The 15775-nt window shown below is 71.3% G+C and carries 14 protein-coding genes; 8 read left to right on the top strand and 6 right to left on the bottom strand.

From position 1 onward, the window contains the following. Positions 1-3 precede the first annotated feature (3 nt). A complete protein-coding gene (locus DFR72_RS41070) occupies positions 4-2670 on the bottom strand; it encodes an AfsR/SARP family transcriptional regulator (RefSeq protein WP_211335733.1) in 2667 nt (888 codons plus the stop codon). A gap of 82 nt (positions 2671-2752) precedes the next feature. Then, on the bottom strand, positions 2753-4192 hold the full coding sequence (locus DFR72_RS41065) for an IucA/IucC family protein (protein WP_090072643.1): 1440 nt from the start codon (positions 4190-4192) through the stop codon (positions 2753-2755). A gap of 22 nt (positions 4193-4214) precedes the next feature. On the opposite strand from DFR72_RS41065, the gene DFR72_RS41060 reads away from it, so the two are divergent. Then, the gene (locus DFR72_RS41060; RefSeq protein ID WP_090072640.1) at positions 4215-5558 is read left to right on the top strand and encodes an IucA/IucC family protein; all 1344 of its coding nucleotides are present in this window, start codon (positions 4215-4217) and stop codon (positions 5556-5558) included. Here DFR72_RS41060 and DFR72_RS41055 read toward each other — a convergent pair. After that, positions 5548-6549: a hypothetical protein gene (locus DFR72_RS41055; protein ID WP_090072639.1), complete on the bottom strand. Its 1002-nt coding sequence runs from the start codon at positions 6547-6549 to the stop codon at positions 5548-5550. The two genes, DFR72_RS41060 and DFR72_RS41055, sit on opposite strands and share 11 nt — an antisense overlap. Positions 6550-6636: 87 nt before the next feature. After that, a complete protein-coding gene (locus DFR72_RS41050; protein WP_143086986.1) occupies positions 6637-6987 on the bottom strand; it encodes a hypothetical protein in 351 nt (116 codons plus the stop codon). Positions 6988-7164: 177 nt separating this feature from the next. On the opposite strand from DFR72_RS41050, the gene DFR72_RS41045 reads away from it, so the two are divergent. From DFR72_RS41045 to DFR72_RS41030, 4 genes are read left to right on the top strand one after another with little or no spacing between them, the layout of a single operon-like run. Beyond that, complete coding sequence (locus DFR72_RS41045; RefSeq protein WP_090072637.1) at positions 7165-7695, top strand: NUDIX domain-containing protein; 531 nt, start codon at positions 7165-7167, stop codon at positions 7693-7695. Further along, complete coding sequence (locus DFR72_RS41040) at positions 7695-8555, top strand: TroA family protein (protein ID WP_090072636.1); 861 nt, start codon at positions 7695-7697, stop codon at positions 8553-8555. Before DFR72_RS41045 ends, DFR72_RS41040 begins: the two co-directional genes overlap by 1 nt. Continuing rightward, positions 8546-9517, top strand: a complete 972-nt coding sequence (locus DFR72_RS41035) for a D-cysteine desulfhydrase family protein (protein WP_090072635.1) — start codon at positions 8546-8548, stop codon at positions 9515-9517. The genes DFR72_RS41040 and DFR72_RS41035 overlap by 10 nt, the downstream gene beginning before the upstream one ends. A gap of 25 nt (positions 9518-9542) precedes the next feature. After that, positions 9543-10169 (top strand): GTP pyrophosphokinase, encoded by a 627-nt coding sequence (locus tag DFR72_RS41030; protein ID WP_245983875.1) that lies wholly within the window; start codon positions 9543-9545, stop codon positions 10167-10169. Positions 10170-10207: 38 nt separating this feature from the next. Here the strand turns inward: DFR72_RS41030 and DFR72_RS41025 are convergent, their stop codons facing one another. Continuing rightward, complete coding sequence (locus DFR72_RS41025) at positions 10208-11029, bottom strand: MerR family transcriptional regulator (RefSeq protein ID WP_090072634.1); 822 nt, start codon at positions 11027-11029, stop codon at positions 10208-10210. A gap of 103 nt (positions 11030-11132) precedes the next feature. Between DFR72_RS41025 and DFR72_RS41020 the strand changes: the two genes are divergently transcribed. The 3 genes from DFR72_RS41020 (at position 11133) to DFR72_RS41010 (ending at position 13067) form a co-directional block, all read left to right on the top strand. Then, positions 11133-12053, top strand: a complete 921-nt coding sequence (locus tag DFR72_RS41020; RefSeq protein WP_090072631.1) for an anti-sigma factor RsbA family regulatory protein — start codon at positions 11133-11135, stop codon at positions 12051-12053. Between the two features lie 216 nt (positions 12054-12269). Next, positions 12270-12620: a DUF742 domain-containing protein gene (locus DFR72_RS41015; protein WP_170176632.1), complete on the top strand. Its 351-nt coding sequence runs from the start codon at positions 12270-12272 to the stop codon at positions 12618-12620. Between the two features lie 48 nt (positions 12621-12668). Continuing rightward, a complete protein-coding gene (locus tag DFR72_RS41010) occupies positions 12669-13067 on the top strand; it encodes a LapA family protein (protein WP_090072628.1) in 399 nt (132 codons plus the stop codon). Here the strand turns inward: DFR72_RS41010 and DFR72_RS41005 are convergent. Continuing rightward, positions 13021-15645, bottom strand: a complete 2625-nt coding sequence (locus tag DFR72_RS41005) for a helix-turn-helix transcriptional regulator (RefSeq protein WP_143086985.1) — start codon at positions 15643-15645, stop codon at positions 13021-13023. The genes DFR72_RS41010 and DFR72_RS41005 overlap by 47 nt on opposite strands. Positions 15646-15775 lie beyond the last annotated feature (130 nt).

Here is a 15775-nt window from a genome sequence, read left to right as displayed (position 1 = left end):
CTTTCAACCGGCGAGAAGTCGTTGGACGCGTTGGGTTTCCGCCTCCATGCCGCGCTGGAGGTAGATGCCGAGCGCCTCCCGCCAGGCGGTCTCGGCGTGCGAGTGCCGGCCCAGCGCCACGAGGGTGTGGCCCATGCGTTCGAGGCCGTCCGCGAGGCCGTGCAGGTGTCCCAGTTCCCGCACCACGGCGATGGCTTGTTCATAGTGCTCAACGGATTCCTCGTAACAGCCGCTCTCGTGCGCGACGAAACCGAGGCACGCGAGCATGGTCGCCTCTCCCGTGCGGTATCCCTGCTCCCGGTGCAGGGCGAGCGCGACGCGGCTGAAGCTCCTGGCCTCGTCGAGCCTTCCCAGGAACGCCGTGAGCCAGCTCATCTGGGCGAGTGTGCGCGCTTCCCACTCCCGCGTACCCATCGCGCGGTAGAGGGCGAGCGCGTGGCGGGCGTGCTTGAACGCCTGCCGCGCGTCCCTCGGGCCCCAGGCGACGCCGAGCGAGTAGTGCACTCCCGCCAGGTGAACGGGATCGGCCAGGGCCAGTGCGCGGTGGAGGTGTTCGACGGCGGTCTCGTGGTGTCCCAGGACGACGTGGGCGGATCCGGTCATGTGTTCGGTGCTGGCGAGGACGGCCTTGTTCCGCAGGTGCACGGCGGCTTCGGCGGCGATCCGCCACATCGCGAGCCGGGCGTGCACGAGGCCTCGCCGCGCCATGAACGTCGTCGTGCTCCACGCCAGCAGCCAGGCGACGGCGTGGCTGTGCTGGTCGAGTGCGGACTGCTGGGCGGCGACCAGGCATGCGAACTCGGCCTCGAACCACGCCTGCGCCGCCTGGTCGTCCGGCACCGGGTCGACGTGCGCATCGGGGACGACGTGGTCGATCGGTGGCGGGAAGCGGAGCCGGTCCATGGTCCGGTCCGCCGCCCGTGCGGCTTCGAGGTAGTGGCCGAGCACCCGGCCCGTCGCCTCCTCCCGCACGGGGGCCGGCAGGTCCTGGGCGACCGTGGCGGCGTAGGCGCGGACCAGGCCGTGCATCCGCCATCGGCCCGGAACGTCCTGATACAGCAGGGAAGCCTCTTCCAGCGCCCTCAGCACCTGTCTGGCCTGTGCCCGTGCGACGCCGAGGAGGCGGGCCGCGGCGGCCAGGCCGATGTCCGGACCCGGAGCGGTGCCCAGCAGGGCGAACGCGGCGCGCTGCCGCGGGCACAGGGCGCGCAACGACCACGACAGCACGGCGGGCAGGCTGGCGGAGGGCTCCTCGTTGTCGAGCACGTCGATGACGGCGTCGCGCAGTTCGGCGGCGAGGACCGCCAGCGGCAGGCCGCGGCGGATCTGGGCGTGGGCGATGACGATGCTCAGCGCCAGCGGGAACCCGCCGCACAGCGCGATCAGCCGGTCGGCGGCCTCCGGTTCGGCCTCCAGACGACCGGCGCCGAGCCGGCCGGCGAGCAGCGCGCGGGCGTCGGCGTCGGCGAGCTCGCTCAGCACCAGGTGCTCGGCCGCGTACCGGGTGACCAGCCCGGGCAACCTGTTGCGGCTCGTGACGAGCACCGTGCACAGCTCCGAGCCGGGCAGCAGCGGCACGACCTGGCCGGTGCTCGCCGCGTTGTCGAGCACCAGCACCATCCGCCTGCCCGCGACCAGCGAGCGGAACAACGCCGAACGGGACTGGACGTCGGCGGGGATGCGGCCCGGTTCGACGGCGAGCGCGTGCAGCAGGCCTCCCAGCGCCTCACCGGCGTCCATCGGCTCCTCGGCCGGGGAGAAGCCGCGCAGGTCGATGTACAGCTGGCCGTCGGCGAACCGGCCGGCGTTGCGGTGTGCCCAGCGCAACGCGAGGCTGGTCTTGCCGATCCCCCCGGTGCCCGCGATCGCCGAGATGAGCACGGTGCCGGTGACGGCGGCGTCGAGGCGGTCCAGTTCCTCCTGGCGGCCGACGAACGTGGTGGGCTCCGAGGGCAGCTGGCGCGGCACCACCGGGAGCGGCGGTGCCGCGGTGAGCCGGGGGTCGGCGACGAGGATCCGCTGGTGCAGCTCGCGCAGCGGGACCGAGGGTTCGGCGCCCAGCTCCGCCCGCAGCCGCTCCCGGATCCGCCGGTAGTGCTCCAGCGCGTCGGTGCCGCGCCCGGCCCGGTGCAGCGCCAGCAGGTACTGGTGCGCCACGCGTTCGTTCAACGGGTGGCTCGCGACCCGTGCGGCCAGCTCGGCCACCAGTTCCCCGCCCCCGCCGACCGCCAGCCGCGCGTCGACCAGCTCGTGCGAGGCCGCCAGCCGTTCCTGTTCCAGCCGGTCGCGTTCCTCGCGCGCCCACTCGCCGTCGAGGCCGGTCAGCGCCTCCGCCCGCCACAACGCCAGCGCCTCGGTCAGCAACCCGGCCGTGTCCCCGGCTCGGGCACGCGCGCGCAGGTCGTGGAACTTCAGCAGGTCGATCTCGTCACCGAGCAGGACGTACCCGCCCGACCGGTACTCGATCGCCAGGCCCCCGATCGCGGCCACCGCCCGCCGCAACCGGGACACGTAGCTGTGCAGGGTCGTGCGCGCCCGCGGTGCCGCGGCGGCACCCCACACCCGTCCGACCAGCCGGTCGACCGGCACGACCTTGCCCGCGTCGACCGCGAGCGCGGCGAGGACGCACCGCTGCCTGGGCGCGCCCAGGTCCACCGCTCCCGCGCTCACTTCTCCCAGAAGACACAGCACGGAACCTTCACGCGGCAGCGAGCGTCCAGGTTGCCATGCAGGTGCGAGTACGTCCGGTGAGCTAGCCCGGGTACAACGGGTTCGGGCAGTCGACGTACCGGCTCGCCGCGCCCTCCGCGCGCGTCCAGCGCAGCAGCAGGTTCGCCTTCGCGGGCACGAACCGGTTCTCCAGCAACGACATGACCTGGTCACGTCCGTGATCTCGGGCATAGGCGACGAACACGGACCGCGCCTCCGCCCACACGTCCAGGCCGGGGTGCCGGTCGAGCACAGCGCCGGCGATCTCGATCAGGTGGTTGACGACGAGGCAGTACTGCAGCCGTTCCCACCCCTTCGCCCCGGACACTCCCCGCGAACCTTCCTGGCCGTCCACTGAGGACAGCAGCTCGGCGTGGCGAGGCAGCAGCCGCATGCCCTCGGGATCGCGGTAGATCGCCTGGACCGGCATGCCCTCGGCGTCGACGCCGACCACGACGTTCTGCAGGTGGCACTCCATCACGACGCCGTGTGCGAAGAACGCGTGCAGCACAGGAGGAACGACGACCGAGACGTACTGCCGGAACCAGCGCAGCGCGGTGTCGGAGTCCAAGCCGTCCAACGGGTTCCCCTCGAAGCCCTCGCTGATCCCCGCCGCCAGCAACGGGGTCACGCCGGGAAGCGCGTGCTGCCGGATACCGTCACGCACCACGACCGCCAGGCCTTCGAAGGCGTCCGGTGACGTCCGGTAGCCGCGGTCGATCAGGAAGGCCGCGCCGGGGAACACCGAGGCGATGTCCGCGAACACCGGCCTCAGCAGCCGCGCGAGCGGCGGGATCCAGCGCAGGTCGTGCGCCCACAACCGGCGCACGTCGTTGGTGATCCGCACGTCGAGGCTGAACTTGTAGAACAGGTCGGCCGCCGGGTCGTACACCGTGCGCACCGAGGACGTCGGCCACACCTCGGGCCCGGACACCGGACCTTCGAGTCCCAGCAACGAAAGCTGCCACGGGTGCGCGGGAAGAATCCCGGCGGGCAACGGCACTTCGCCGTCATCGACGAACGAGCCTTCCAGCTGCGCCAAGGAAAAACTCGCGTGCACCTCGGGCGAGTACGGCAACCACTCCCGCGCGGGAAGGCCGCCGCGGCCCTTCGGGGCGGGGTGGTAGCGGTGGCCGGCGACCAGCGCCTGCTCGGAGCGCCGGTAGAGATCGGCGGGCGGAGCGGTGCGGGCGTCGAGCACGGCGGCGATGGCCGACCGCGACCCCGCGATCTCGTCCAGGAAACCGACCGGCGGGTCGCCGAGCTCCTTCGTGACGAGCACGGCGAGTTCGTGCCACGACAACGGCTGCCACGAACCGGTGAACACCTCGGGGTCCGACAGCCAGCGCCCCTCCCGCACGCGCAGCAGCGTGCCGGTGCGGGGCAGCCGGAGCGTCCCGTCCGCCCACTCCCCCACCTCACGGCGCAGGCAGTTCAGCAGGGCCGTCGTCGTGGTGCCGTCGGGGTCAGTGCTCGATTCCACCGGTGTCCGCTTCCCTCCGGCGATGTGTCAGGATCAGATCATTCTGACGCAAACACCGGTCGAGTCCGAGTTCGCCGCCGCGCTGGACGAAGAACGCGCCGAAAGGTTCATCGCGGCGCTGCCCGGAGCCCGTGCGGCGATCCTCGCGCGCCTGCGCCGGGCGTTCGCGATCGAGCCGTTGCCGCAGGTCAGCGTCGATCCGGACGCGTACTCCCACCCGGTCGGCCTCCTCACCGCACTGCGCTGGCCCCGTTCGGAGAGCTTGATCACCGAGGTCGCCCACAGCGTCGCCGGACTGGCCCTGTCCCGCACGGCGAGCCCTCTCACGACCCCGTTCGCGCAGAGGTCGCTGGAGGAGCACGAGCAGAGCGTGGTCGACGGCCATCCGCTGCACCCGTGCTGCCGCAACCGCACCGGGTTCACCGCCGCCGACCACCTCGCCTACGGCCCCGAGCACCGCCCGGTCGTGCCCCTGCGGTTGCACCCCGTGGCACGGCACGTGGTGTTCGGCGACTGGCCGGACGAGCTGCGCGACGGCGAGCGGATCCTCCTCCCGGTGCACCCCTGGCAGGCGGACCGGCTCGGCGTGACCACCGCCGGCACCCTCGACGCGAGCCCGCTGATGGCGCTGCGCACGCTCTCGGCCGGCACCTGGCACGTGAAAACGACGCTGAGCGCCCAGATCACTTCGGCCGTGCGGGACATCTCCGGCGGCTCGATCGCCACCGCGACCACGGTCTCCGACTTCCTGGCAGGCGCTGTCGAGGGCGTCGAACTGCAGCACAACCGGGCGTCGGCCGCCGTGCTCACCGACGGCGAACCCGACCGGCGGCTCGGCGTGATCCTGCGCGACAAACCCTTGCCGCGCGAGGGTGAGACGCTGTTGCCCCTGGCCGCGCTGAGGGGGGTGCCGATCGCCGACCCGGTCGGCTGGCTCGCGGAGTTCGCCGAGCTGACCGTGCCGCCGCTGATGACGCTGCTCGCGCAAGGGGTGGCCCTGGAGGCGCACGAGCAGAACCTGCTGGTCGGCCTGGTCGGCGGCAGGCCGAGCCGGGTGATCTACCGCGACCTCGCCGACATCCGCGTCAGCCCGCGCGCCGACCTGCCCGAACGCCTGCACGCGAGCCCGGAGGCGTTGCGCGCCAAGACGTTCGCGACGTTCTTCGCGACCGCGCTGACCGGGCTGGTCGACGCGCTCGACGCCCCGGACGCCGACCTGTGGGACGTGGTGGCCCGCACGGTCCCGGACACGCCGGACCGGCACGCGCTGCTGCACGACCCCTTGCCCGCCAAGCCACTCACGTTGATGCGCCTGGACCCGCGGACGACGAAGTGGGCCTACCTGCCGAACCCGTTCAGGCCCTGAGCAACTCCGCACGGTGCTGCCAGGCCAGCGACAGCAGTGCGGCACCGGCGGCCTGCGTCGGTTCGTGGTGCACGAACCGCTCGACGTTCGACGCGGTGAACGGGAGTCCGCGCAGCACCTGGCCTTCGTCGTTGTGCGACACCAGATCCCCGAACAGCTCGTCGAACCGCGAAGCCTCGATCACCGCCACGGTCAGCATGTCGGTGGCGAACGTCAGCGGGTCCACTCCCATGCCGAGGTAGAACACGCGAGCCGCCTCGGTGAGCCGCTGGGCGAGCGGCCAGGCCGCGTAGTCGGCGTCGTGGATCTCCTCCGCCCCGAGCATCTCCTCGGCGAACTCGCGGATCATGCAGTGCCACAATGAGAAGTCCGCCTCGGACGAACCCTGGAACACCCCGACCGGCAGCACCTGGAACATGCCGCCCGCGTGCCCGACGCGCTTCGGGTCACGCCAGTGCAGGAAGAACGTCGCCTCGCCGGAGACCTCGTCGTGCCGCAGGGTGAGCGTGCTGATGGCGACGTTGACCGGCCGCCGCCGGGGATCGCACGGATCACCGACCGCCGAGCGCAACGGCAGCCCGGCGACCCGCGCCGCGTACTCGTGCGCGCAGGCCTCGCCCACGTCGATGCCGTCGAAGTAGCTGCCGAGCCCGAACGTCAGGTGCCGCCCGGTGAAGCCGAGCAGCCGGTAGGTCTCGCGGTTCTGGAACACGGCCGGCGCGGCGAGCGCCGCCATCGCCTCCGAGTAGCTGCCGAACCCGTCGGGCAACTGCGAGGCCGGCACCGGGGGCAGCGCGGCGGAGGCCGTCAGCTCCAGCGAGAGGCCGGCCAGCGGAACCGGACCGGCGGGCATCCAGTCCGGCGACGTGAGCAGCGGCGTACCGGCGACCCTGGGCACGTCCGGGTACTCGGCGACGGCTTCGAGCGCCAGCGCGTGGCGGTGTTCGAGCAGGTGAGCGCGCACTTCGAGCCACTCGGCAGACGTCGGCATGGATCCATTCCGCGGGTGGGGGGAGACGCCTGGACAGGACGAGATGACCGGACCACCTCATGGCCCGGTCTCCGCGTTGTGAGGCTGTCAGGCCCGCCAGCGCCGTGACGCGTGGACGACTTCGCCGACCGCGCGTGCCAGGCTTCCGTCGGCGTCGACGTGGCTCTCGTAGTGCTCTGCCGGAAGCGGCATGGCCACCTCGGGCGGTGCCTCGTACGAGTCGCTGTCTTCCCAACGCAGCCTGCGCGCCGTCTTGACGAACGCGACCGCCGCTGCCAGCAGCAACACCCCGACCACGGCCGGCCACCAGACCGACTCCGCGACCGCGATGGCGAACTGGACCTGGGCCACCACGACGAACACGACAGTCAGTCCGACCACCGACCACGGGGCCGATCCACCGTCATGTCTGCGCTTGGCGGCACCGGTTGCCCCCATTGGCGTCACCTCCACCGATGTTGCCTGGACATCGGCGATTGATCGCACGGAGTTACAGGGCCAAGCGTACTCCCCGATCGTTTGGTCGCAGACCGTCATCGACCGCACATCCGCTCACCAGCGCGAAACCCGCGTGCAGGGCGTGCACTATTCACCCTGTGGTGTGATCATCGGCTCGTGTCCGCACTGCACGCGGGAGACCCCGCATCATTCGCCGCCGATGTTCTGGACGAGGGTCCGGCCGAACTGGAGCACGTGCCAGGAGTGGCGTCCCGACGGCCCACCAAGACCTGCGCGGGCGGGGCGCTGATCCGTGACTCCACCGGACGCGTGCTGTTCGTCGTGCCGACGTACAAGGCGGTGCTGGACATCCCCGGCGGCATGACCGAGGACGACGAGTCCCCGAAGGCCGCGGCGCTGCGGGAGGTCCAGGAGGAGCTCGGTCTCTCGGTGACCTTGGGGCCGTTGCTGGTGGTCGACTGGACGCCGCGCAACGGGGTCTGGCGCGACTGCCACCAGTTCGTGTTCGACGGTGGTGTCGTGGACGGTGCCGTGGCGTGCGACCCCGAACTGGAAGGCGTGCTGTACCTGACGCTGGACGAGGCGAAGCCCCGCATCTACCCGTCACTGCACCGCCGCCTCACGCTCGCCCTGGCGGCCCTTGAGAGCGGTTCCACGCGGTACGCGGAGTTCGGCAGGGAGGTCTGATGCGGATCGTCTCGCTGCTGCCCGCTGCCACCGACATCGTCGCCGAACTGGGCCTCGCCGGACAGCTGGTGGGACGCACCCACGAGTGCGACTGGCCGGCAGAGGTGGCAGGCGTCCCCGTCGTCACGAGCACCGGCGTCGACCAGGACGCCCTGAGCAGCAGGGAGATCAACTCGACGGTCCACCGCGGGTCGTCGCTCTACGGCCTGGACGCGGACCTGCTGCACGACCTCGAACCGGACGTGGTCCTCACCCAGGACCTCTGCGACGTCTGCGCCATCTCCTACCGCAAGGTCACCGACACCGTCCGCATGATGGACGCCGGCCCGGTGGTGCTGAGCCTCGAACCTTCCACATTGGACGACGTGCTCGGCTGTCTGAAGACCGTGGGCGACGTGCTCGGCGTCGACAGCGCGGAGAGGATCGCCGCCCTGCGGCAGCGCGTCGCCGACGTCGAGCGGCAGACCAGGGACCTCGTCCGTCCGCGCGTGGCCGCGATCGAGTGGCTCGACCCGTGCTGGCCCGCCGGGCACTGGGTGCCGGAGCAGATCGAGGCCGCCGGCGGCGTCCCGCTGCTCGCCGGGAAGGGCGAGCACACCGGGCCGATCACGTGGCAGGCGGTCCACGACGCCGCGCCGGACGTGGTGCTGCTCATGCCGTGCGGCTTCCCGCCCGAACGGACGCTCCGCGAACTCCCCGACCAGCCCTTGCCCGAGACGTGGGTGCTGGACGGCCCGGCGTACTTCAACCGGCCGGGCCCGCGCGTGGTCCGCGGCATCGAGGTCCTCGCCCACGTCCTGCACGGCATCGGAGAGGAACCCTCCGCGAACGAGGCACTTAAACTCGGTCCATGGACCTGAGCGCGTTCCCCCGAGTCTCCCTGGGCACCTGGCCGACCCCGTTGGAGGAGGCCCCCAGGCTCGCGGCGACACTCGGCGCCCCGCCGGTCCTGATCAAGCGCGACGACGTCAACGGCCTCGGCGCGGGCGGCAACAAGCTGCGCAAACTCGAGTTCCTGCTCGGCCAGGCGATCGAGCAGGGCGCGGACACGATCATCACGTTCGGCGCGCTGCAGACCAACCACGGCCGCCAGACCGCGGCGGCGTGCGCGAAGCTCGGCCTGCGTTGCGAACTGGTGCTCACGGCCAAGGTGCCGATGACGGGCGCCGCGTACGAGCGGTCCGGCAACGTCGTGCTGGACCACATGTTCGGGGCGAACGTGCACGTCTGCGCGGACGCCGACGAGACCGTCAAGGCGTACGAGAAGGTCAACCACGACAAGGCCGTCACGCTGCCCGTGGGCGGCTCGAACGGGCTGGGGACGCTCGGTTACGTGGCGGCGGCCGTCGAGCTCGTCGGGCAGCTGGACGAACGCGGCATCGACAACGCCACCATCGTCGTGCCGGACGGCAGCGGCGCCACGGCGGCCGGCGTGGCTCTCGGCACCGAACTGCTGGGCTGGCGCGGCACCGTCCACGCCGCGAGCGTCTCGCACACCGCCGCGGACGCCGAGCAGGAACTCCGCACCCTCGCCGCGGACGCCGCCGCCCTCCTCGGCGAGCCGGCCCCGGAACTCGGCCACGTCACCGTCACCGACGACACGATCGGGCCGGGCTACGGCGTGCCCACGCCGGAGATGTGGGACGTGCTGAAGCTCTTCGCCGAGACCGAGGGCGTGATCCTCGACCCGGTCTACACCGGCAAGGCGGCGGTGAAGTTCCGCGAGATCGCGCCGCGCAGCGACGTGCCCGTCGTGTTCCTCCACACAGGTGGTCTTCCCGGCTTCTACGGCTACGCGCCCGAGGCGGTCGCGCAGTTCTGACGAGCGTGATCAGTACTCTGGTGTGGTGACCGACCTCGCCGACGACCTGGGCCTGCTGCGCGACCTCGAACGGCGGCTGCTCGTCTACAAGTTCGCGATCGAGGAGCTCATGACGAAGCTCCGCATCCTGAGCGAGGAGTTCGACTCGGTCCACCAGCACGACCCGATCGAGCACATCACCAATCGGGTGAAAAAACCCGAGGGCATCCTGGAGAAGCTGCAGCGCAAGGGTTTTCCGCTCGACCTCGACTCGATCGGCGACTGGCTCGACGACATAGCGGGCGTGCGGGTCATCTGCCCGTTCGTCTCGGACGTCTACCGGGTCAAGGCGATGCTCGCGCGCCAGCACGACGTGGAGATCCTGCACACCAAGGACTACATCGCCGCACCGAAGCCGAACGGCTACCGCAGCCTGCACCTGATCGTGCGCATCCCGGTGTTCCTGTCGGACCGGGTCGAGCACGTGAAGGTCGAGGTGCAGCTGCGGACCATCGCCATGGACTTCTGGGCGACGCTGGAGCACAAGCTGTTCTACAAGTACGACGACAGCCCGCCCGCGGACTTCGTGGGCGAGCTGATGTCGACGGCGATGATCGCGGCGCAGCTGGACGAACGCATGGAGTCCCTCCACCGGCGCATCCACCAGGACTAGCACCATCCACCGGAACCAGCGCCGCGACCATCCCCGGCTCACGGCTTGGTGATCTCCAGCTGCAGCTCGGTCACCCAGTCCGCCGGGTCGCCCTCGCCGTAGTTCAGGTACACCTCGCGGGCGAACCCGTTCTGCTGGTACCCGTGCGCCTCGATCCACGCCGCCACGGCCTGGTAGGAGGTGTCGACGTCGTCCATCGTGCCGCGGTGCACGATGGTCGCCGCCTCGGCCAGCGCGGGCAGGTCGACGACCTCGAAGTCGTAGGCGGCGGACGGTTCGACGGCCACGGTCACGCCGGCCCGCACGACGACCTGGTCACCCTCGGCGGACTCGTAGGTCGCGATGCCGTGGCCGGACGGCGCGACGCCCGCACGGCCGAGGCGTTCGAAGAGCTCCGGGTACAGCGGCTGGATGACCGGGCCGATGTCCTCGGGCTCGTACGACGCGGCGGTCGCGGTCAGGCGGGCGACCCGGACGGCGGGGACGGGCTTCACGACGATCTCGTCGGTGGGCATGGCGCCTTCTCTTTCCATGGCACGGAGACGTGCCTCGACCCGGCGCAGCCGCGACTCGTCCGCGAGGATCTGCTGCCTCAGCTCGGCCCGCCGCAACGAAAGCATGCCGTGCAACTGTTCGACGGAAAGCTTTTCGTCGAGCACGACACGCACCTGGTCGAGCGTCAGGCCGAGGTCCTTCAACGCGACCAGGCGGTTCAGTCGTTGCAGCTGGGCGGCGGTGTAGAAGCGGTAGCCGCTGGACGGGTCGACGTGCGCCGGCGGGAGCAGGCCGACCGCGTCGTAGTGGCGCAGCATCCGCACCGACACGCGCCCCAGATGGGCGAAGTCTCCGATGGTGAACATGACTGCTCCTGTGTAGGGGCTGACACGGTGTGAGAGTCAAGAAATGATGGGGTTTGAACAACGCTCCGGGTGCGCACCCTGGGACGTTGACGAGAGGTGGCACATGACGTTCGCACATCCGGCGCTGTTCTACTCCGACGAGGAGTCCTACATCGACGGGACGGTCCCGTTCGTGGTCGAGGGCCTCGCGAGCGCCGAACCCGTCGTGGTGGCGGTACCGGGCAGGAACCTCCAGCTGCTCGAGGAAGCGCTCAGCGGCTTCGCCCACCTCGTCACGTTCCTCGACATGACGGACACCGGCCGCAACCCCGGCCGGATCATCCCCGAGCTCCGCGCGTTCGCCGACCGGCACCGCGGGGCCGTCCGCATCATCAGCGAGCCGGTGTGGGACCTGCGCACCGACGTCGAATACCCGGCGTGCACGCTGCACGAGGCGCTGGTCAACTACGCGTTCAGCGGACGTGACCTGAGCATCCTGTGCCCCTACAGCACCACCCTCACCCACGACGTCCTGGCCGACGCCGAGAAGACCCACCCGGTCGTGATCGACGCGAGCGGCCACCGCCCGAGCGACCACTTCCACCCCGCGCGGGTGGTCGTCGCCGCGCACTCACTACCGTTGGCCATCCCGTCCGACGCGGCGAGCACCTCCGTCGGCGCCGGTGCGATGGCGGCCGTGCGGGCGTTCGCCCGTGAGCAGGCCGTCAAGCTGGGGCTGGCTCATGATCGGGTCGACGACTTCACGCTCGCCGTGACCGAGCTCGCGACGAACAGCGTGCGGCACGGCGGCGGCGAGAGCACGGTCCGCGTGTGGTCGGAAAGCAGAAGTATTGTTTGCCAAGTCAACGACAACGGCCACATCACGGATGTTCTGGCTGGCCGGACCCCTGTTCACGCAAACGAACCGGGTGGTCGCGGTCTGTTGCTCGTCAACCGTTTGGCGGACCTCGTGCGCACCCAAACGACGTCCTCGGGCACTGCAATCCAAGTCAGATTCGACCTGACTGACAAAAAGGCAACGTGATCCACATACATTTGGGCGTCTTCGTTATAGCTTGGGCACGTGCACGACGAGGAAGCGACGGAAATCGGTTACACGGGGGCGCGTTTCGGGTCTCCGGCGACCCGTAGACGGCTGCGCGCCGACGGAAGTGAAGACTTCAACGGCTCGGAGACGCAACAACTGCCTCGTCAGCAACCGTTGCGCCAACGCCCACCGGAACCGCCACCGGAGTGGCCTGTGCAAGAAGACCAGAACAACAGCCCCGCCAGGGACAGCTCGCTCATCCGTCCCTACGCCCGCACCGGCGGCCGCACCACGGCCCGCCACGACCTGCGCCTGGAGACGCTGCTCTCCACCGAAGAGGACCGGCTCCACCGCGCGACCAACGACCAGGCCGCGATGATGCGGCTGTGCCTGCAGCCGCGGTCGGTCGCCGAGATCTCGGCGCTCATGAAGATCCCGCTCGGTGTCACGCGGGTGCTGCTGAGCGACCTGATCACGCTGAACCTGGTCGCCGTGCACGAGCCGAGCGCCCAGCCGAACGTCGCGCTGCTCGAACGCGTGCTGTCCGGGCTGCGCAAGTTGTAACCGCTCGCCAGCGCGCGAGATCACCCCTGGTCGCCGATAATTCAGACCGTGGCGACCTCCAGCGACGAGACCCCGAAGACACCGGTCACCGAACCCATCCCGGCCGCTCCGCCGACCGCCGCACCGCCCGCGCCGGTGGCCGCACCGAAGAAGCTGCGGCCCACCCGGATCAGCGGCACCTGGATCGCCGTGCTCGTGGCGATCGTCGTGCTGATCTTCCTGCTGGTCTTCATCCTGCAGAACGGCGGCAACGCCACGATCCACTTCCTGTGGGGCGAGTTCAGCCTGCCCCTGGGCGTGGCGCTGCTGTTCGGCGCGATCGGCGGCGCGCTGCTGGTCGCCGTCGTCGGCGCCGCCCGGATCCTGCAGCTGCGGCGTCAGGCCAAGCGGACCGTGCCGGTCACCGGTCGTCCCTCGACCTCAGCACCAGCTCGACGCGAGAGCTGATCCCGAGCTTGCGGAAGATCTTGCGCAGGTGGAAGTTCACCGTGTGCGGCGACATGAACAGCTGCGTGGAGATCTGCCGGTTCGTCTGACCCTTGGCCACCAGGTTGGCGATGGCCCGTTCCGTGTCGTCCAGGCTGGGCCACCCGGACTCGGGCCGCGCCGGGGCGGTCCTGCGGCGCCGGCCGAGCTTGCGCAACCGGCCGAGGACGCGCGCGCTGTCCCGTGACGCGCCGATCTCCCGGTAGAGCCCGAGCGCGGCCTCCAGCGCCTTCACCGACTCCGACCGGTCCGGCGAGCCCGTGAGCAGCACGCCGAGGTCCTCGGACGCGTTCGCGCGCGCCCACAGGTCCCGGTGTTCGCGCGCGGCCAGTTCCAGCGACTTCGCGTCACCGTCGAGCAGGCCGCGCGCGTGCACCGCGGCCGCTCCGATCGCCGGGAACCCCGGGTGGTCGTGCGCCAGCCGTTCCGCGTGGTCCACTACGGCGTTCGCCAGCCGCTCGTCCCCCGCCTCCAGCGCACGGCGCAGGAACCACCCGGCGGCGCGGGGTTCCTCCGCGAACAGTCCCGACGACACCAGGCCCGGGTACTCGTCGCCGAGCAGCGCCAGCGCCTTGTCGAGCCCGGACCCGACGTAGGTGACGAGCACGTCGGTCCACTGGTAGTAGGCGCGCGAGAAGAGGACGCCGTCGGCCGGGACCTGGCCTCGGCACCGCTCGACGTGCTCGAGCGCCGCGGGCAGGTCGCCGGTGTGGATCGCGACCATCGCCAGCACCGCCAACGCCGGCGCGACCACCGCCTCGTGCCCGGTCTCCTCCGCCACGGCCAGCGCGGCGCGAGCCTCGGCCGCGGCCTCCTCGATCCGCCCCGCCTGCAACAGGATCCGGGCCTGCACGACCGCGGTCATGACCTCCCTGGTGACCACAGCGGACGGCCCGCCGCGGACCCGCCGCACCACGTTGCCGGCGTCGGCGAACTCCCGCAGCCCCGCGAGCAGGGTCGCGAGCAGCAGTTGCGGGTACGCGCCGAGGTCGTGCGACGTGCTCGACCGCGCGGCCTCCCGGGCCAGCTCCAGCGCGGTACCGGGCCTGCCGGTGTCGCGCGCGATCGCCGCCAGCACGGCCAAAGCCGTTGCCAGCACGTCGTCCGGCGCGCTCTGGCGGGTGCGCACGACGGCCTCGGCCAGTTCCTCCGCGCGGTGCCGGTCGTGGCCGAGCAACGCCATCAGCCGGGTGATCTCCACCCAGGGCGCGAGTTCCGGCGCCAGGTCGGGTTCGCGCAGCAACGCCTCGGAGATCTCCAGCGACTCCGCGTACCCGGCTCCCAGCAACGTCGTCGTGGCCACGCAGTGCCGGAGCTTGGCGGCGGGCTCCGGGGCGACCTGACGGGACAGGGCCTCCTGTGCCAGCGCCTGCGCGGCGGTGAGCCGGCCCGCCGCGGTGAGCGCCCGCACCGCCATGACCGTGCGGTGCACCAGCGAAGCAGACGCTTGGTCGGTCAGCTCGAGCGCGCGCACCGCGAGGTCGGCGGCGGCCTCGGGAGCGTTCCACAGCACGGCTTTCGCGGCCGCGACCAGCCCGTCGATCGACCGGGCGTCGCCGCGCTGGGCACCGTGCAGCAGGTGTTCGGCGGCGAGGACGGCGGAGTCGCCGCGCCTCAGCAGCATCTCGCCGGCCTCGCGGTGCAACGCGCGCCGCACGGGCGGGGGCACGGAGTCGGCGGCCAGGCGCCAGAGCAGTTCGTGCCGGAACGCCAGCCTGTCGTCCAGGGCCGCCACGACACCCGCGCGGAGGACCTCGTCCAGGGCGGGCAGCAGGATCGCGGTGCTCGACGCCAGCATCTCCGCGACGTCGCCGGGTTCGAACCGCGGCCCGAGCACGGCGGCGACCTGCAGGAGGTGCCTCGCCTTGACGCTCAACGCGTCCACGCCCTCGCGCAGCAACGCCTCGGTGCGGTGCGACGGCCGGCCCGCCCTGATCGAGGCCTGCCCGGCGCCGGTCAGCACCAGGCCGTCCTCGTGCAGGGCCCCGAAGAGCGCGATCAACGCGGCGGGATTGCCCTGGGCGGTGGAAGCAAGCGCTTTCAGGTCCTGGTCGGGAACGCCGCCCGCGAGATCGGCGACGAGGTCCTCCACCACGTCGTCCGTGAGCGGCCGCAACTCGATCCTGGTGGCACCGCGCTGGGCCGCGGCACCGAACAGGCGGTCCGTGCCCTCGCCGCGACGGCGAGCGAGCAGCCACACCACCTTCTCGTGGGTGGAGGCGGGTAACAGAGCACGCAGCGCGGCCAGGGTGCCCGGCTCGGCCAGGTGGAGATCGTCCAGCACGACGAGCGCGGGACCGCCGGGCCTGCGTTCTGCCAGGCGGGCCAACAGGAACGGCTGGTCGAGCTCGTCCTGCGCGGTCGCGACCTCGAAGCCGCGGCCGGCGGCGACGGCGGCGATCTCGGCCAGCAACCGCGTCTTGCCGGTGCCCGCCGCGCCGTCGATCAGCACCACACCGGTGCCCGCGTCCAGCACGCCGTTCAGGAGCTCCCGTTCTCCCTCACGGCCGCGGAACATCCCGTCCCGATTCCCCGACACCCATTCTTCCTTTCGCTCCGCGGCGGCGGAGAACAAGCGCTGCATTACCACGACGACCAGCATCGCGACCAGCCCCGAGCGGCCCCTCTACGCCGTCGGGACGACCTCGAAGCGCAGTCGCCGGACTTGA

Source organism: Lentzea flaviverrucosa, from assembly GCF_003350445.1.
In the GTDB taxonomy this organism is placed as follows: Bacteria; Actinomycetota; Actinomycetes; order Mycobacteriales; family Pseudonocardiaceae; genus Lentzea; species Lentzea californiensis.
The sequence above is the reverse complement of the archived record's forward strand: the minus strand, read 5'-3'. Positions and strand labels throughout refer to the sequence as shown.